The following is a 17,982-nucleotide window of genomic DNA, read 5'->3' as shown; positions in this document are numbered from 1 at the left end:
GTTAACTCAGCGCAGTGCGCCGTGTTTAGGCTGCGTATCTTACCACCGCAGACCTTGCTGTCAACAAGTAAATTGAATTATTTTTCAAATTCAACCCTTGGCTGACAACGCTTGATGATAGATAACTATTAATTTTGAGCCTTAACTCAAAGCCATCAAGCAAGGCGTGCAATTTCTCATTATAACCATCGCAAAGTCAAGCTTAACGGGTCGAGAATTTTGCATTGCCGTTTAACCAACAAGTTATACACAGCTTGTGTATAGCTTACTAAGAGGCTGTCCCTGCTGGTGTGGTCGCAGTATAGGCCAGGCTCACCAGATGGCAATCTCTTTCTCTATTAAAAACACTCAACTGATAGCATTTACAGCAGGAAGGCAATAAAAAGCACAATCATGCTTAAATATAAGCATTCAACGCGAGAAGCACATGCAAGCGTCGCCGCAATACGAGGGCGACAGCGTATTGACGACGTAATGAGTGTAGTAGAGCGGTTCACTTTTGTATAAACGGGATGCAAAAAGAGATAAGGCAATACCCTATCTCTTTATCGTAGAGGTAATGAATGATTAACGCTGCAGAGAGACAATAAAGGAAGGATTAAGTAAGTTCTCTCGCTGGTACCCCAGCACTTCTCCCTCAACGGTGAGCACTTGGGCACCTGCACTTTCAGCAATACATTGTCCTGCTGCGGTATCCCACATCATTGTCGGGCCTAATCGCGGATAATATTGTGCGCGACCTTCTGCAACCAAACAGAACTTCAATGATGATCCCACTTCTGCCATTTTGTGTTCACCCAAATTATCGAGAAACTCACTCAATCCAGCACTTGGGTGTGAACGGCTACCCACAACGGTCGGTACTGTCGCAGGTCTTACTTTGATATTTTCTTTTCCAGCCTTGGTCACTAGCCACGCTTGTTTACCATTACCCAACCAGCTTTTATTTAACGCAGGGGCATGAACCACGGCCATCACGGGTTTGCCTTGCTCGATCAGCGCAATATTCACCGTGAACTCCCCGTTCTTACGTAAGAATTCTTTGGTGCCGTCCAGCGGATCAACCAACCAAAAGCGCTCCCACGATTGTCGAACGTCCCATAAAGAGTGTTCAGACTCCTCAGACAATACGGGAATATCCGGCGTGAGTGCCGCCAATCCCTCAAGAATAATCGTATTCGCCGCAAGATCCGCATCCGTTACGGGACTATTGTCAGCTTTCTCTGCAATTTGAACCTGCCCATGGTACCGATCCATGATCGCGTTCCCAGCGTTTACTGCTATGTCATAAAGTGCATCAAGTTGACTTCCCACGCGACTCACTCCTGTGATTATCCAACAACATTCCGCTTTTTTAGCGAATCTAAACAAAGGTCAACCAATGCATCCACCGTCACATTACCGGCCTGAAGATGAATTTCAGCCGCTTCTGGCTGTTCATATTCCGCATCAATCCCTGTGAAGTGCTTAATTTGACCTGCACGGGCTTTTTTATACAACCCCTTGGGATCACGCTTTTCACATTCTTCTAATGGTGTGTCCACGAACACCTCCAGAAACTCCCCCTCCTGCAGCATATCTCTGACAAGCTGACGTTCATAACGATGCGGAGAAATAAAGGCACTCAATACAATCAGCCCGGCATCTGACATCAGCTTCGCAACTTCCCCGATACGACGGATATTTTCACGACGATCTTCCGCTGAAAAACCAAGATCCTTACACAGACCATGACGGACATTATCACCATCGAGCAAGTACGTATGGTAACCCAGCTCCGACAAACGTATTTCTAACGCTCCTGCGACGGTTGATTTACCGGCACCACTCAATCCAGTAAACCACAGCACACACGGCTTTTGTTGTTTTTGCTGCGCTCGAAATGCTTTATCGATTTGATGCGTATGCCAAACCACATTCTCATCGTTATTTGACTGAACAGCCGTTGTCATAGCCAACTCCATTTGTCTGTAAAATTAAAAAGGAAACAATTGCGGGATAAGTAGCAGCACCACCACGGAATACACACACGAAATAGGCAGACCGATTCGCAGATAGTCAGTCAGCTGATAATTCCCCACGCTATACACCAGCAAATTGGTTTGATAGCCATAAGGGGAGATAAAGCTGGCACTGGCACCAAACAATATCGCCATAATAAATGGCATGGGATCGACCCCATAACTCACCGCAAGACTGTACGCGATAGGAAAAGACAAAGCGGCAGCAGCATTATTGGTAACTAACTCCGTCAACACTAGCGTTAAGAAATAGACAGCCACGAGTGCCCCGTAGATCCCCCAACCGTCGAAGGCTTGCATCATCATGTCGCCCATTCTTTCTGATAAGCCCGTGGACAACATCAATTGCGCCAAAGATAACGCTGAACCAACAATCACCACGATATCGACAGGGAAACGGCGGCGTAACTCAGGAAACGTAATGATCCCCGTCATTACCAGCACCAACAAATAGGCCGCGAGTCCTTTAATAATAGAAATGCCACCCAATAACGTTGAGGCAATTACCGCGGCAAACCCAATCAGGACCGCAATACTCTTTTGGCTGTCTAAGCGCGCACTGGAATCCAGCCCGTTAACCAACACAAACTCTCGGTTTAATTGCTGCTTCTTCTGTTCAAAGGTTTTCCCCGGCACGACCACCAGCGTATCACCGGCATGCAGCTCGATATTGCCCAATCCACCCGCGAGGCGCTCATGGCCACGGCGGATCGCAACGACCACCGCATCAAACCGCTCCCGAAAATGGACACTCTTAAGGGTTTTACCACGTATGCCGGCCGATTGGCTGACGATCACCTCCAGCATCGACTGGCCATTGAGATGATGCTGACCAAATAACGTCAGGCCATTAATTTCCTGTAAGGTCGTGACACTTTCCACGTCCCCACAAAACAATAAGGTGTCGCCCGTTTGCAATCGGGTATCCGGACACACCGGTGCCAAGGTTTTACCGTCCCGCAAGATCTCCGCAAGGTACAAACGGCGCAGTGCGCGTAAACCATTTTCGGCGACCGTTTTTCCCGCCAGCGGCGATTGCATATCCACCTTGGCTTCCAAGAAATAAGACAGCTCATCTTGGCCATGCTCATCATGCACGGGCAATAAATAGCTCAGTGGGATCAAGATCAGCAAGCCAACCACCAATACCGCCAGCCCAATGGACGTCGGAGCAAAAAATCCCAGACTCGGTAAGCCGGCATCTTCCACAAAACTATTGATGATTAAATTGGTCGATGTTCCGATCAACGTCAGGGTGCCCCCTAAGATCGCCGTATAAGACAAGGGCAGTAATAAACGGGACGGCGCATGGCGTTGATTACGCTTTACCGCCCCAATCAATGACACCACAACGGCGGTGTTATTGGTAAAAGAAGACAGGAAGGCCGTCGACAACCCCAGCTTGGCGACCACGGTTGATTGGCCCCCCACTGAAATTTGTTGTCCGACCCAACCGATCAGGCGCGTCTTTTCTAGCGCAATGGAAACAAGGATCAACAATACCAATGTCAGTAGTGATGAATTCGTGAAGTTGCCCGCTAACGTCGGCAGATCAATCAATCCAGCCTGAAAGCCGATAAACGCCGCCCCTGCAAAGAGATAGGCAGGTTTGATCCGTGACGTTAATAGGCATGTCACTATCACCACCAGCATGGTGAGAACGATCCCTTGTTCCCATTGCATCATGATCACCCCAACAACTTGCTTATATCCTTCGCATCCCAATGTGGGAAGTGCTTACGGATCAGCGCATTTAACTCCACTTCAAACGCCGAAACATCTGAACGTGTTGTACTTTGTGGGGATAATAAGGCCTCACGGATCATCCCTGCCCCAACCGTGACATTGGTCAGGCGATCAATCACAATAAACCCACCGGTATCCGGGCACTGTTGATACGCATCGACAGCAATAGATTCCGTCAGGTTCAACTCACACAGCCCAATCCCATTGAGCGGCAAATTGTCCACCGAGAATGTCTGCAGGTTATTGATATCCACTTGGTGACGAACCGCAGTAAAAGCACCGACGGTTTTCTTGCCCGCCACTTTAATGTCGTACTGACGCCCCACTTCAAGCGGAGCTTCCGCCATCCATACTACATCCGCCAATACCTGCTCGCTCAGCGGTACGTCGCTGCTACTTGGCACCAAGGTATCACCGCGGCTGATATCAATTTCATCCGCTAAGGTTAATGTCACCGCTTGGCCAGCAAAGGCGGACGGCAAATCCCCATCAAATGTCACGATACGCTCAACGGTCGACGTTTTACCCGATGGCAATGCGGTGATCGAATCACCCACACTGACCGTACCGGCTGCAATCGTGCCGGCAAAACCACGGAAATCGAGATTAGGGCGATTCACATACTGAACCGGGAACCGGAACTCACCGGCCTGACGATCGCGGCTGATATCCACACTTTCTAATAGTGACAGTAACGACTCGCCGTCATACCAGGCCATCTTGTCGCTCAAATCCACCACGTTATCACCGTCAAGGGCTGACAGCGGCACGAGCTTGATGTCGATATCGGCGTTAAGCTTTTCAGCAAAGGCCAAGTATTCATCACGGATAGATTCAAAACGGGCTTGCTCAAAGTCCACCAAATCCATCTTGTTTACCGCCACCACAAAATGACGGATCCCAAGCAGGCTGGCGATATACGAATGGCGACGGGTTTGATCCAATACGCCTTTACGGGCATCAATCAAAATCACGGCCACATCACAGGTCGACGCACCGGTCGCCATGTTACGGGTGTATTGCTCATGCCCCGGGGTATCGGCAATGATGAATTTGCGCTGCTTGGTTGAGAAGTAACGGTACGCCACATCAATGGTGATCCCCTGCTCGCGCTCGGCTTGCAGACCATCAACCAATAACGCCAGATCCGGTTTGTCGCCGGTGGTTCCCACTTTCTGGCTGTCAGCATGAATCGCAGCCAACTGATCTTCATAAATTTGCTGAGAGTCATGCAGCAGACGACCAATCAAGGTACTTTTGCCATCATCGACTGAGCCACAGGTCAAAAATCGCAGCAGAGATTTGTGTTGGTGCTGGTCAAGATAGGCATCAATCCCTAGCTCAGCCACTTGTTGTTCAATTACGCTGTTCATTGTCTCTCCTTAGAAATATCCCTGACGCTTCTTCAGCTCCATGGAGCCAGATTGATCATGGTCGATCGCTCGTCCTTGGCGCTCACTGGATGTCGCCACCAGCATTTCTTCAATAATGCCCGGCAAGGTGTCGGCTTCCGATTCAATCGCACCGGTCAGTGGGTAACAGCCCAACGTTCTGAAACGCACACTCTTATGCTCGATTTTTTCCCCCGGCTGCAATTCCATCCGATCATCGTCCACCATGATCAGCATGCCATCACGCTCAACCACCGGGCGAACGGCCGACAGGTACAGCGGTACAATTTCGATTTCTTCGAGCAAGATGTACTGCCAGATATCGAGTTCCGTCCAGTTAGAGAGCGGGAAGACGCGGATACTCTCGCCTTTATTGATCTGCCCGTTGTAGGTTTTCCACAACTCAGGGCGCTGGTTCTTAGGATCCCAGGTATGGTTCTTATCGCGGAACGAATACACACGCTCTTTCGCACGGGATTTTTCTTCATCACGGCGGGCGCCACCAAAGGCCGCATCAAAACCGTATTTATCCAACGCCTGCTTGAGCCCTTGCGTTTTCATGACATCGGTATGCTTGGAGGAACCGTGGGTAAACGGCCCTACCCCCATCGCCAAACCTTCAGGGTTTTTGTGTACCAATAACTCAAAGCCGTGCTTTTCTGCCGTACGATCACGGAACGCGATCATTTCGCGGAATTTCCAATCCGTATCGACATGCAATAGCGGGAAAGGAATTTTTCCGGGGTAAAAAGCCTTACGGGCTAAGTGCAACATCACTGATGAATCCTTACCAATGGAATACATCATGACGGGGTTATCAAATTCAGCTGCGACTTCACGGATAATATGAATACTTTCCGCTTCGAGCTGCTTGAGGTGGGTAAGTCGTTTCGGGTCCATTACTCTCTCCATGCTAAGCCAGCTTCACAACGGCCGTCGGCTGACGTGTCGCGCTCTGTAAAGGCTGTTCCTGCTTTCCGAACCAATGTAGTTTTTCTGAAAGGTTGACGACTTCACCGATCACAATCAGTGAGGGTGACTCCGCCTGTTGAGCTAATTCTGCTAGGCCATCTAACTGACCCTTGAAGACTTTTTGCGCACGTTGCGTGCCACGTTCGATGATGGCGATTGGGGTGTCTGGGGCGCGCCCATGCTCCATTAACTGTAGTTGAATATCACGGGAGTTCATAAGCCCCATGTAAATAACCAGTGTTTGGTTACCACGCGCAAGCGTGCGCCAATCTAACTGTTTTCCATCCGGTTTTAGGTGTCCGGTCACAAACATCGCGGTCTGGGCATAATCACGGTGTGTCAGCGGGATCCCTGCATACGCCGTTGCCCCTGCGGCAGCGGTGACACCCGGAACCACTTCAAACGGAATGTTGCGGTCAAACAAGACTTCCAACTCTTCCCCACCGCGCCCAAAAACAAACGGATCGCCGCCTTTTAAGCGCACCACACGCTTGCCCTGCTCGGCATACTGCACAATGAGGCGATTGGTTTCAGACTGCGGCACACTGTGGAAGCCGGCTTTTTTACCCACGCACACCCATTCGGCATCTCGACGTACCAAATCCATCACATCATCCGAGACCAAGTAGTCATACAGCACCACATCGGCCTGCTGCATCAACTGCAACGCACGCAGCGTCAGTAATCCCGGATCCCCGGGACCCGCGCCAATCAAGGCCACTTCACCGCGATCTTCCAGACCATTCGACAAGTCTTCCAAGGTTTGCTCGGCGTGTTCGTGCTGACCTGCAGCAACCTGTGACGCAAAGCGGCCAGAAAAGGCCTGCTCCCAGAAACGGCGACGGGCAGAAAACGCGGTGACTTTCTCAGTCAAACGCGAGCGGAAACGGCCAGCAATATCGGCCATGGCACCGAGATGATGAGGAAGTAAGGCTTCAAGCTGTTGGCGAACCAAACGCGCCAACACGGGGGCTTTGCCCGATGAGGACACCGCCACAATAATGGGCGAGCGATCCACAATAGAAGGGATAATGAAGCTGCAACGCTGGGTATCATCCACCACGTTAACCAACACCTGACGTTGATTGGCCGACTGGTAGACCAGCGCATTCAGCGCTTTGCGATCTGTCGCGGCGATAGCAAGGAAGATCCCATCGAGATCCTCTGGATGGAAGGTTTCCCCCCAATAATCGATTTGCTGTTGCTCGACAGCGTGTTGAAATTCCGGCGACAACGTCGATGCAATCACTTTGACATCCGCCCCTGCTTTTAGCAGCATGCGGGTTTTACGCCAAGCAATCTCATTGCCTCCCACCACTAAACATGGGCGGCGTTTTAAATCAGCAAATATCGGCAAGTAATCCATCGTGCAGTGCCCCAAAACATCCATCAGTTAGAAGCACTATAGAGGCGGGGGGATATTACCTGAAATTCTAAAATTTCATTTTTTATTCCAAAAAGTTCGCGTAAATGGGTTATACCGCAAATACGCCATTTGCTTCCCGATCCTAAAGAAATCGCCGTACTACACAGCATTCTGACCTATTCGTATCACGACCTCATCGTCGGGTTAGGCGATTTTTGACTATGCTATGCCTTATTCACCTAGTCCACTGGCGGCACCGTGCCCGCATTTCATGGCGAGATCCCCAAATGTCTCCATCCATCGCGCAGAAAAACGAGAGCTAATACACATTACGCTGATCCCATCACGTAATATTGCCTGCACTTTTGTTACCTTATGCACGCTTTCCTGTCCCTATTCATCATGGAGTTAAACATGAAGTTACCCGCACATCCTTTATCCATTGCGATCCTTGGCGGCCTGCTGACACTCGCAGGACCGGCGACCGCGGAAACCATCAAGCTTCGCATTCTGGAAACCACGGACATCCATACCAATGTGATGGATTACGACTACTACAAAGACAAGCCGACACAAAAAACCGGCTTGGTGCGTACTGCAACACTGGTAAAACAAGCGCAAGACGAAGTGATCAACAGCGTGTTGGTGGATAACGGCGATTTGATCCAAGGCAGCCCTATGGGTGACTACATGGCGGCGAAAGGCCTGAAAAACGGGGACGTTCACCCAGTCTACAAAGCCATGAACCAGTTGAACTACGATGTGGGCAACTTGGGTAACCATGAATTCAACTACGGCCTCGACTTTTTAAATGCCTCTTTGGCCGGCGCGAACTTCCCTTACGTCAATGCCAATGTGTACGATCTGAAAACCGGTAAGAACCTGTTCACGCCGTACATCATCAAATCACACACCTTCAAAGACACCGACGGTGCTGAGCACGAAGTGAAGATCGGCTACATCGGTTTTGTGCCACCGCAAATCATGGTGTGGGATAAGAAAAACCTAGAAGGCAAAGTCGAAGCCAAAGACATTAAGCAAACGGCTGAGAAATTCATTCCACAGATGAAAGCCGAAGGCGCTGACGTGATTGTCGCGATCCCGCACTCTGGCGTATCGTCTGATCCGTATCAGGTTATGGCGGAAAACTCGGTGTACTACCTCACCGAAGTGAAAGGCATCGACGCCATTGCGTTTGGTCACTCACACGCGGTTTTCCCAAGCAAAGCCTTTGCTGATCTGCCAAATACCGATGTTGAGAAAGGCACCATCAATGGTGTTGCTGCCGTGATGCCGGGTCGCTGGGGCGATCATTTAGGTGTGATGGACTTGGTGTTGGATAAAGACGGCGACAGCTGGAAAGTCACCACCGCACAAACCGAAGCTCGCCCTATTTTTGATAAGTACAAAGGCAAGCCTCTGGTTGAAGCCGATGCCAAGATGTTGGCCGCCCTGCAGGACGATCACAAAGGCACCCGTGAATTTGTGAACCAGCCTATCGGTAAAGCCAGCGATGTGATGTACAGCTTCTTGGCATTGGTACAAGACGATCCAACCGTACAAATTGTTAGCTTGGCGCAGAAAGACTATGTTGAGCGCTTCATTCAGGGCGATCCGGATCTGGATGGCATCCCTGTCTTGTCAGCCGCCGCGCCATTCAAAGCGGGCGGCCGTGGTAATGATCCAACGAACTACACCGAAGTGGAAGCGGGTCAGTTAACCTTCCGTAACGCGGCAGATTTATACCTGTACCCGAACACGCTGGTTGCAATGAAAGTCACCGGTAAAGATGTGAAAGAGTGGCTGGAATGTTCTGCGGGGCAATTTAACCAGATCGATCTAAACAGCACCGCGCCACAAGGCCTGATCAACTGGGACGGCTTCCGTACATACAACTTTGATGTGATTGATGGCGTGAACTACAACATTGATGTGTCGCAGCCAGCCCGTTACGACGGTGACTGTAAGCTCATCAATAACAACGCATCACGTATCAAGGATCTGACCTTTAACGGTAAGTCGGTAGATCCGAAACAGCCATTCATCATCGCGACCAACAACTACCGCGCTTATAGCGGCAAGTTTGCCGGTACCGGTGAAGCGTTTGTTGCCTTTGCCTCGCCGGATGAAAACCGCACCGTTGTGGCAGACTACATCTCGCGTATCAGCAAAGAGAAAGGCCAAGTGGTACCAAGTGCCGACAACAACTGGCACTTCACCCCACTGAAAAGCGATAAAACACTGACCGTGACCTTTGAAACGTCACCAAGTGAAAAAGCCGCACAGTTCATTAAAGACAAGGGTGAATACCCTATGGAGAAAATCGGTACCGACAGCGTGGGCTTTGCCCGCTACCGTATCGACCTGCAGCAGTAATCCCTGCCGCGCTCCGAATCCCCTTTATGCCGTCGCCCTTGCGACGGCATTTTTGTTATGATGCGGCGCAGAACCTCGCGTTCACCCTATTCCCCCCTTCATTCACCATTACGTACCTAGAGGGCATGCTATGCAATCGGCCTTTTCTCGCTTTCTTCAACAACACGGTGCCGATCAGGCGACTATCGATCATGCCCTGGCCGAGGCGACGCCACTCGAACTGCCCACCCGCCACATTTTGCTTCATCAGGGCGAAGAGGTGGAACACGCCTTCTTTCTGGTCGACGGCATTTGCCATGCGTGTTACCTCACGGATGACGGGCGCCAATATAGCAAAGAGTTTTACTGGGAGCAGGAGATGTTGATCGGCTTTGAAAGCTTGCTGACTGACGCTCCGTCACCGTATTTGCTGGAAACCCTGTCGGCCAGCCAACTGATCGCGATCCCGATGACGATCATCGCCCAATGGCGCACCGCACAACATCCGCTTTACCAACGTTTGCTGGAACGCCAATTGCAATTCAAAGAACACAAAGAACGTTTCATGCTGCTGCATTCCCCAGAGGAACGTTTCACTCTGTTCGGCGAACACTTTCCTGAGCTATGCCAGCGCATTAACGATCAACAAATGGCGTCTTATCTTGGGATCACCGCCACCAGCTTAAGCCGGATCCGTAAACGTCTGTCATTGCCGTGATTACTACACGGTGAGTGCAACGCCACGCTTTCTGGCCTGAAATTGCCTTTTGTAAAGGCCAGCAAAGTCAAACCTCATTATACTGAGCGCAGTCCCGCTCTTGATATCAAGGAATCCTCATGCAGTGGCAGTGCCTGCACTTTGAACAACTTTCCGTCCATCAGCTTTATGATCTGATGAAACTACGCAGTGATGTGTTTGTCGTCGAACAAACCTGTGTCTATCCGGATCTGGATAACCATGACCGCCGCCCAGGTACGCTTCACCTATTGGGCTATCAGACCGATCAGCTTGTAGCGTATCTGCGCTTACTGCCACCGGGCACCACCTATGATCACGTCAGCATTGGCCGCGTTGCCACCGCACAAACAGCGCGCGCACAAGGGTTGGGCCACCAGCTTCTGACGCAGGGATTAATGGAAGCCGAGCACGCATGGCCGGGGCAGACCATTGAAATTGGCGCGCAGTCGCACCTTCAGCATTATTACGGTCGCTATGGGTTTACTGCATGCTCTGAGGAATACTTGGAAGACGGTATCCCCCATATTGATATGTGCCTGAACAAATCTGTTTAAAGCTCGGACACAAAAAAGCCACCGCTAAGGTGGCTTTTAACATTCGCATGCTCAACATGCCAATCATTGAAACAGCATCCGTTTACTGACGCGAACGCACAAATTTACCGTCTGCATTGCGCGAGAACCCGACCGATTCATCGCCCGCTTTCGCTTCAATCAACAGAGCCTCGAGCTGACCCTCACCGGTTTGGCGATACAACAGCCATTGCCCCGGCTTGATCTGACTCAAGGGTTGACCTTTTCCTTCAATGGCCGCGATCGCGTACAGGTCGGCCAATGGCAACGACTTATCTCGGAAGATATTGGCGAGGGTTTCACCCGGTTTCACCTGATAACGCTGCCATTCATCACGTGAGGAGTCAGTTCGTGATGTCTCCGTACGTACCGGCTTCGGCGCAGGTTTCACCGCGGGCTTTTCAACCACCGGCTCAAGCGGGATCACCCGAGACTCGCGAGGTAAACGGATAGGACGCTCAGGCGATGCGGGCTCTCCACGCTCCCCGATCGCAACCGGCTCAGGGCGCGTATCGATATCTAACGCCAGTTCCCGACGGATAGGCCCGTCATCCTGCAACGCCGGTGGCGTGCTCGGCAGTAACAACAATATCGCCACCACAGGGGTTAATACCATCAAGGCGCGACGATGAAACGTCGGTAACCCCTGCCAACGGGCACGTAATGCCGCTGTCCGGTGCTGGCAAGCCGCTTTAGCGTTTGCCAACATGGCCTTATCAAAGGCGATACGGGGCCATGAAAACTCACTTTGCTTCTTTGAACGGCGTTTGGCCTGTCCCATACTCACTCTCCAGCGCTTCCAAATCACGCTATCAATCGACAGCTTGTTACAATGGTTTACCCTCGGGGGGAGAAACTGTTATCCTGCTTGCTTTATTTACTCTACCAAAGAGATGACACCATGTCTGACGTAAAATTAGATACAGTCGAAACTAAAGCAAGCTACGGTATCGGCCTTCAAATGGGCCAGCAGCTAGCACAAAGCGGCCTAGAAGGTCTAAATGTTGCTGCTATCGCTAAAGGTATCGCTACTTCTCTAGCGGGCGACATGCCAGAAATCGCCGTTGATGACATCAACGACGCACTACGTGAACTACACACTCAAGCAGATGCGGCTCGTCAAGAGCAAGCAAAAGCAGCTGCTGCTGAAGGCGAAGCGTTCCTACAAGATAACGCACAACGTCCTGAAGTGACAGTGACTGAATCTGGCCTACAGTTTGAAGTATTGGTTGAAGGCAACGGTGAAATCCCAACTGCAGACAAGCAAGTACGTGTTCACTACCACGGCGAGCTAACTGACGGTACGGTATTTGACAGCTCTGTGTCTCGCGGCCAGCCAGCTGAGTTCCCAGTAACTGGCGTGATCAAAGGTTGGGTTGAAGCCCTACAAATGATGCCTGTGGGTTCTAAGTGGAAACTGTACATCCCTCAAGATCTTGCATACGGTGAGCGCGGCGCAGGTGCTGCTATCCCTCCGTACGCAGCGCTTGTGTTTGAAGTAGAACTTCTAGACATCCTGTAAGTCATACGACTTACCGACAAAAACGGTGCCTCGGCGCCGTTTTTTTATGCCCTCGCTTTCTGCACGCTCCGCGTATCCTACCCAATTTTCCTGCTAACGTTGCCCTTATTTATCTCTTCATCATTTTTTACACATTAATTTGGTATCTCAGCCACATTCCTGACTAGGCTTACTTACAGCACACGCATTGTGTTGCGTGCCGTTCATTCCATCACAAGGAGGACTGTGATGACATACACTCGTTCACACACCCCGTTCTGGTCAACACTGCTGGTTATGCTTAGCCTGCTTATTCCTGCCACCGCATCCGCATTCAGTTTGTCGGATCTGTTTGGTGGCGGCGACGATGAAAAAACCGAAGCCGTTCAAAATAATCCGCTGACCAATGTCCTGACGGAGCAACTGGGGATCTCCCCCGAACAAGCCGCGGGCGGTGCGGGGGCACTCTTGTCTATCGCGTCCAGTCAACTCGGTGGCGATCAAGCCTCAGAGTTAGCGAAGATGATCCCAGGGGCCGATGCGCTCACCGGGAACCTGCCTGCTGGCATCAGCAGCCTGCTCGGTAACATGGATACCATCAATCAAGTCTTTTCTGCCTTGGGGATGGACGCCAGCATGGTGAGCAAATTCGTTCCCGTAGTGATGCAGTTCCTTGGCGATCAAGGCGCCAGTGCCGGGTTACTTGATAGTCTGGGTAAAGCGTGGATGCAACCACAAGGTGAAGGCGTGCCTGCACCTGACGCAGAATAATCACGCGCAGCACATTACCGCCACAACCGGATTGCTCTGTCAGACACAGGTTAAAATCCGTCACTGACGAAAGAAAACACATAAGAAAAAAGCCTTACTGACCATACAGTAAGGCTTTTATCATGATGGCCGTCCGTCTATCAGAAAGCGATCATTCAGATACCGGAACCGTCCGCTTCCACATCGTCTTCGTGCAAACCACATTCACGCTTCAGACCGAAGAAACGGGTGTCTTCCTCTTTCATGCCCGGCTCCCATTTTTTCGTGGTATGGGTATCTCCCACCGAACGGTAACCTTGATCTTTTAGAGGATGATAAGGCAGGTTATGGGCCGTCAAATAGCGTTCGATATCTTGGTTGCTCCAATCAATCAACGGCAAAAACTTAAACAGCCCATTTTGAATCGCCAGCACCGGCAAAGACGCGCGCGTACCTGATTGCTCACGACGCAAACCCGAGAACCACGTTTTCACGTTCAGCTCATCCAAGGCCCGTCGCATTGGCTCCACCTTGTTAATGCGGTTGTATTGCTTGATCCCGTCTAAACCCTGCGTCCACAACTCGCCATAGCGCGCTTCCTGCCATGCGGCACTCTGTTCTGCGCGGTACACGTGCAGATTCAGATTCAACTGGCGGGTTAAGCTATCAATAAACTGATAGGTTTCAGCAAACAGATACCCGGTATCGGTCACTATCACCGGGATCGAGGGCTCGACTTCCGTCACCAGATGCAGCATCACCGCTGACTGCACCCCAAAACTGGAGGCCAAGGCAAATTGCCCCGGCAGGTGTTCCAGCGCCCATGCCACCCGTTGTTGTGCGGTCATGGCCTCCAATTCAGCATTAATCGCAGCTAACTGAAGGATTTGATCCACTTTACTTTGCTGTAATAACTGTGAAAAGTTCACATCAGGCATAGAAATCCCTCTTTGAGACGTCGACTGGCGCAATAATGCCAGCACGGATGGTGAAATCACCAAACCCTTCGCCGGTTTCACGCTCATTGGCCCAGCGTTCAACCAAGTGATCAATCTCTTGCAGGATTTGATCGACGGTAATGTTCTCACGGTGCATCTTCGGCACACGGGTGCCGTTACGGTTGCCACCAAGGTGGAAGTTGTAACGCCCCGGCGCCTTACCCACTAAGCCGATTTCCGCCAACATGGCGCGGCCACACCCGTTTGGACAGCCCGTGATACGTAAAATGATGTTGTCGTCTTCCGGCAAGCCGTGTTTTTCCAAAATTTGCTCAACATCGGTGACAAATTCTGGCAAAAAGCGCTCAGCTTCTGCCATCGCCAACGGACAGGTCGGCAGTGACACACACGCCATGGAGTTTTTACGCTGCTCGCTGACGCCATCATCGATCAGACCATGATCGCGCGCGATCTTTTCGATCCTCGCTTTCTCAGCACTCGGCACGCCAGCGACAATCAAATTTTGGTTCGCCGTCATACGGAAATCACCTTGGTGGATTTTAGCAATTTCTGCCACACCGGTTTTCAGTGGTTTACCGGGATAATCCAGCAAACGGCCATTTTCGATGAACAACGCCAAATGGTGTTTACCATCAATACCGTCTACCCAGCCAATGCGGTCACCGCGATCCGTGAATTCATACGGGCGGCTTGGCGCAAAGGCGATACCGGCGCGTTTTTCGACTTCCGCTTTAAACACATCACTACCAACGCGATCTAAGGTGTACTTGGTTTTGGCATTTTTACGGTTAGAACGGTTGCCCCAATCGCGCTGTGTGGTAACCACGGCGGCAGCCACATCGAGTGTTTTCTCCAGCGGTACAAAACCAAAGTCATCGGCACGACGCGGGTACGTTGACTTGTCCCCGTGCGTCATGGCCAAACCGCCCCCGACCAATACGTTAAAGCCCACCAGCTTGCCGTCTTCCGCAATCGCGATAAAGTTCAAGTCGTTAGCGTGTACATCCACATCATTTTGCGGCGGGATCACGACCGTTGTTTTGAACTTACGGGGTAAGTAGTTACTCCCTAAAATCGGCTCTTCATCGGTGGTTTCCAGCTTTTCTCCGTCCAGCCAGATCTCGGCATAGGCACGGGTTTTTGGTAGCAGGTGCTCACTGATCTTGGTGGCCCATTCGTAGGCTTCCTGATGCAGTTCAGATTCAACCGGATTGGTGGTACACAGTACGTTACGGTTCACATCCCCTGCCGTGGCGATAGAATCGATCCCGATTTGATTCAGGGTTTGGTGCATCAGCTTAATGTTTGGTTTAAGCACGCCGTGAAACTGGAAGGTTTGGCGCGTCGTTAAACGGATACTGCCGTACATGGTGTGTTCGTCAGCAAACTTATCGATGGCCAGCCATTGGGTTGGGGTGATCACCCCGCCCGGCATACGGGCACGCAGCATCACATTGTGCAGCGGCTCCAATTTCTGCTTGGCACGCTCTGCGCGGATATCACGATCATCTTGCTGATACATGCCGTGAAAACGGATCAACTGGAAGTTATCAGCGGTAAAGCCACCGGTGATCCGATCGCCCAAATCCGCTTCAATGGTGCCACGTAAGAAGTTACTTTCGCGCTTCAGGCGCTCGTTATCTGATAATTTTTGTTCGCTCATTAGTACACATCCTTTTGATAACGCTTGCTCTTACGCAATGCATTCAAGTATTGCTCCGCCTGCTCACGCGAGTGCTGACCCTGTTGCTCAGCAATGGTGATCAGCGCCTCATGGACATCCTTGGCCATACGGTTTGCATCACCACACACATACACGTGTGCCCCCTCTTGCAGCCACTGCCACACCTCAGCAGCATGCTCAAGCAAGCGGTGTTGTACGTAGACTTTCTCTACCTGATCACGGCTAAAGGCGACATCTAAACGGTGAACAATGCCGCTCTTGAGGTACTTCTGCCACTCTACCTGGTAGAGGAAGTCATCAGTAAAGGTACGGTCACCAAAGAACAACCAGTTCTTGCCTTCCGCTTCACGGTTATCACGCTCCTGCACAAAGGCGCGGAACGGCGCGATCCCGGTACCCGGGCCAATCATGATCACTGGCGTGCTGTCATCGGCAGGCAATTTGAAGTGGTTATTGGCTTCCACGAACACCTTCACGGTGTCGCCTTCTTCCACACGCTGGGCCAAATAACTCGACGCGCCGCCTTGGCGGGTTTCATCCCCTTTGTCGTATTCCACTAACCCCACGGTCAGGTGCACTTCTTCCCCGACTTCTTCTTGGCTCGAAGCAATCGAATACAAACGAGGCGTTAAACGGCGTAGCAGGCCCACCAATTGCTCGGCCGTCAGGGTGGTTTTCTTCTCACCCAGCACATCAAGCACTTGGGTATTGGCGGCGTACTCGCGCAATTTATCTTTTTCATCCACCAGTTTGGCCAGTTTTTTGCTGCCAGACAGCTCCGCATAGCGGGTGACTAACTGGGGATTGGCGGCGGTAATTTCATAGTCATGGGTCAACGCCTGCAGCAGGGTGACAGGCTGACCATCCACCTCAACGGTGTCATCACCGTTCAAACCGGCTTTGGCGATAATCGCAGCGGCTAATGTGGCATCGTTGGCGTACCACACGCCCAGCGCGTCTCCCGGTTGATAGGTCAGGCCCGAGCCTTCCAAATCAATTTCCACGTGACGGACATCTTTGCCCGAGTCACGGCCGGTGATTTTCTGGCTAACCAGTAATGACGCGGCAAACGGGTTTTGTTTGTTGTAGGCAGACGGTGCCGCCGTCGCTTGGCCGACCGGTAATTGCACCACTTGGGCGTCAGCTTTCACCAACGTCTCTTTCACTTTGTCCAGCGCCTGCTGGCGCCAAGCGGCTGCCGGGGCATCATAGTCGACATCACAATCTAAACGCGCCAGCATCGGCGTCGCGCCCAGTTTGCTCAGGTACGAATCAAAGTCTTTGGCGGTTTGGCAGAAAAACTCGTAGCTCGAATCCCCAAGGCCAATCACGGCATATTCAAGGTTCGGCAGTTTCGGGGCTTTTTTCGATTGTAAGAATTCATGCAATTCGATGGCATCATCCGGGGCTTCCCCTTCTCCGTGGGTCGACGCGATGATGATGACATGGGTTTCTTTGGCGAGATTTTTGCCTTTGTAGTCACCGGCAGCAAACAGCTCCACGGCGATCCCGGCGGCATCGGCTTCTTCTTTGAGGGCTTGGGCAACCCCTTTGGCATTCCCCGTCTGAGAGGCATAAATGATGCTCAGTTTACCGGCAGGCTGACTTGCAACAGCGGCCACGGGCAACCCTGTCGGTTGCGCTTCACCGGCCACTGAGGTTTGGCTGAGTCCCCAAAAATATCCACTGATCCACGCCAACTGTTGTGGCGAAAGCTCGCTGGCGGCTTGCTGAAGTTGATCCAGTTTTTGATCATTCAGTGGGCTGGCCAGAGCTGAAAGTTCCTTTAGTAACATGACACGACGATCCCTATACATTGCGTAGGGTTAGATTAGCCACTCAAGGAAATAACAAGAAAGAATAGATAAGAATGTTTTATAACTTTTTGGAAGGATAGCCGTGACGGCGAAGGGCTGCCCCCTCCGC

General features: G+C 51.4%; 16 protein-coding genes. 5 read left to right on the top strand and 11 right to left on the bottom strand.

What is annotated here, in order from left to right:
* Positions 1-567: 567 nt before the first annotated feature.
* From cysQ to ACSF8W_RS20735, 7 genes are all read right to left on the bottom strand, one after another.
* Complete coding sequence (gene cysQ, locus ACSF8W_RS20765) at positions 568-1,314, bottom strand: 3'(2'),5'-bisphosphate nucleotidase CysQ (protein WP_500849010.1); 747 nt, start codon at positions 1,312-1,314, stop codon at positions 568-570.
* Between the two features lie 17 nt (positions 1,315-1,331).
* Positions 1,332-1,952 (bottom strand): adenylyl-sulfate kinase, encoded by a 621-nt coding sequence (gene cysC, locus ACSF8W_RS20760; RefSeq protein WP_500849009.1) that lies wholly within the window; start codon positions 1,950-1,952, stop codon positions 1,332-1,334.
* A 24-nt stretch (positions 1,953-1,976) separates the two neighbouring features.
* Positions 1,977-3,704 carry an SLC13 family permease gene (locus tag ACSF8W_RS20755; protein ID WP_500849018.1) on the bottom strand — a complete coding sequence of 576 codons (1,728 nt, stop codon included), beginning with the start codon at positions 3,702-3,704 and terminating at the stop codon, positions 1,977-1,979.
* A 5-nt stretch (positions 3,705-3,709) separates the two neighbouring features.
* A complete protein-coding gene (cysN, locus tag ACSF8W_RS20750) occupies positions 3,710-5,140 on the bottom strand; it encodes a sulfate adenylyltransferase subunit CysN (RefSeq protein WP_500849008.1) in 1,431 nt (476 codons plus the stop codon).
* A gap of 9 nt (positions 5,141-5,149) precedes the next feature.
* Positions 5,150-6,058, bottom strand: a complete 909-nt coding sequence (gene cysD, locus ACSF8W_RS20745) for a sulfate adenylyltransferase subunit CysD (RefSeq protein ID WP_500849007.1) — start codon at positions 6,056-6,058, stop codon at positions 5,150-5,152.
* A gap of 13 nt (positions 6,059-6,071) precedes the next feature.
* On the bottom strand, positions 6,072-7,496 hold the full coding sequence (gene cysG / locus ACSF8W_RS20740; RefSeq protein WP_500849006.1) for a siroheme synthase CysG: 1,425 nt from the start codon (positions 7,494-7,496) through the stop codon (positions 6,072-6,074).
* A 231-nt stretch (positions 7,497-7,727) separates the two neighbouring features.
* Positions 7,728-7,877, bottom strand: a complete 150-nt coding sequence (locus ACSF8W_RS20735; RefSeq protein WP_500849005.1) for a hypothetical protein — start codon at positions 7,875-7,877, stop codon at positions 7,728-7,730.
* Positions 7,878-7,910: 33 nt separating this feature from the next.
* Between ACSF8W_RS20735 and ACSF8W_RS20730 the strand changes: the two genes are divergently transcribed.
* The 3 genes from ACSF8W_RS20730 to ACSF8W_RS20720 all read left to right on the top strand — a co-directional run bounded on the left by ACSF8W_RS20730 (position 7,911) and on the right by ACSF8W_RS20720 (position 11,144).
* Complete coding sequence (locus tag ACSF8W_RS20730; protein ID WP_500849004.1) at positions 7,911-9,872, top strand: bifunctional 2',3'-cyclic-nucleotide 2'-phosphodiesterase/3'-nucleotidase; 1,962 nt, start codon at positions 7,911-7,913, stop codon at positions 9,870-9,872.
* Between the two features lie 130 nt (positions 9,873-10,002).
* Complete coding sequence (locus ACSF8W_RS20725) at positions 10,003-10,569, top strand: Crp/Fnr family transcriptional regulator (protein WP_500849003.1); 567 nt, start codon at positions 10,003-10,005, stop codon at positions 10,567-10,569.
* Between the two features lie 119 nt (positions 10,570-10,688).
* The gene (locus ACSF8W_RS20720; RefSeq protein WP_500849002.1) at positions 10,689-11,144 is read left to right on the top strand and encodes a GNAT family N-acetyltransferase; all 456 of its coding nucleotides are present in this window, start codon (positions 10,689-10,691) and stop codon (positions 11,142-11,144) included.
* Positions 11,145-11,226: 82 nt separating this feature from the next.
* Here the strand turns inward: ACSF8W_RS20720 and ACSF8W_RS20715 are convergent, their stop codons facing one another.
* Positions 11,227-11,943: a LysM-like peptidoglycan-binding domain-containing protein gene (locus tag ACSF8W_RS20715; protein ID WP_500849001.1), complete on the bottom strand. Its 717-nt coding sequence runs from the start codon at positions 11,941-11,943 to the stop codon at positions 11,227-11,229.
* Between the two features lie 120 nt (positions 11,944-12,063).
* On the opposite strand from ACSF8W_RS20715, the gene bamJ reads away from it, so the two are divergent.
* The gene (bamJ, locus tag ACSF8W_RS20710; RefSeq protein ID WP_500849000.1) at positions 12,064-12,684 is read left to right on the top strand and encodes a BamJ family beta-barrel-assembly machinery protein; all 621 of its coding nucleotides are present in this window, start codon (positions 12,064-12,066) and stop codon (positions 12,682-12,684) included.
* Positions 12,685-12,912: 228 nt separating this feature from the next.
* Positions 12,913-13,434, top strand: coding sequence for a DUF2780 domain-containing protein (locus ACSF8W_RS20705; RefSeq protein ID WP_500848999.1), 522 nt, complete (start codon positions 12,913-12,915; stop codon positions 13,432-13,434).
* A 155-nt stretch (positions 13,435-13,589) separates the two neighbouring features.
* Here ACSF8W_RS20705 and ACSF8W_RS20700 read toward each other — a convergent pair whose 3' ends face one another.
* The 3 genes from ACSF8W_RS20700 to ACSF8W_RS20690 are packed head-to-tail and all read right to left on the bottom strand — an operon-like array spanning position 13,590 to position 17,852.
* A complete protein-coding gene (locus ACSF8W_RS20700; protein WP_500848998.1) occupies positions 13,590-14,351 on the bottom strand; it encodes a phosphoadenylyl-sulfate reductase in 762 nt (253 codons plus the stop codon).
* Positions 14,344-16,035: an assimilatory sulfite reductase (NADPH) hemoprotein subunit gene (gene cysI / locus ACSF8W_RS20695; RefSeq protein WP_500848997.1), complete on the bottom strand. Its 1,692-nt coding sequence runs from the start codon at positions 16,033-16,035 to the stop codon at positions 14,344-14,346. Before cysI ends, ACSF8W_RS20700 begins: the two co-directional genes overlap by 8 nt.
* The gene (locus tag ACSF8W_RS20690) at positions 16,035-17,852 is read right to left on the bottom strand and encodes an assimilatory sulfite reductase (NADPH) flavoprotein subunit (protein ID WP_500848996.1); all 1,818 of its coding nucleotides are present in this window, start codon (positions 17,850-17,852) and stop codon (positions 16,035-16,037) included. The genes cysI and ACSF8W_RS20690 overlap by 1 nt, the downstream gene beginning before the upstream one ends.
* Positions 17,853-17,982 lie beyond the last annotated feature (130 nt).

The sequence above is a fragment of the Photobacterium sp. 270122K genome, from assembly GCF_059941365.1.
This window is presented reverse-complemented; position numbering and strand designations above follow the sequence as displayed.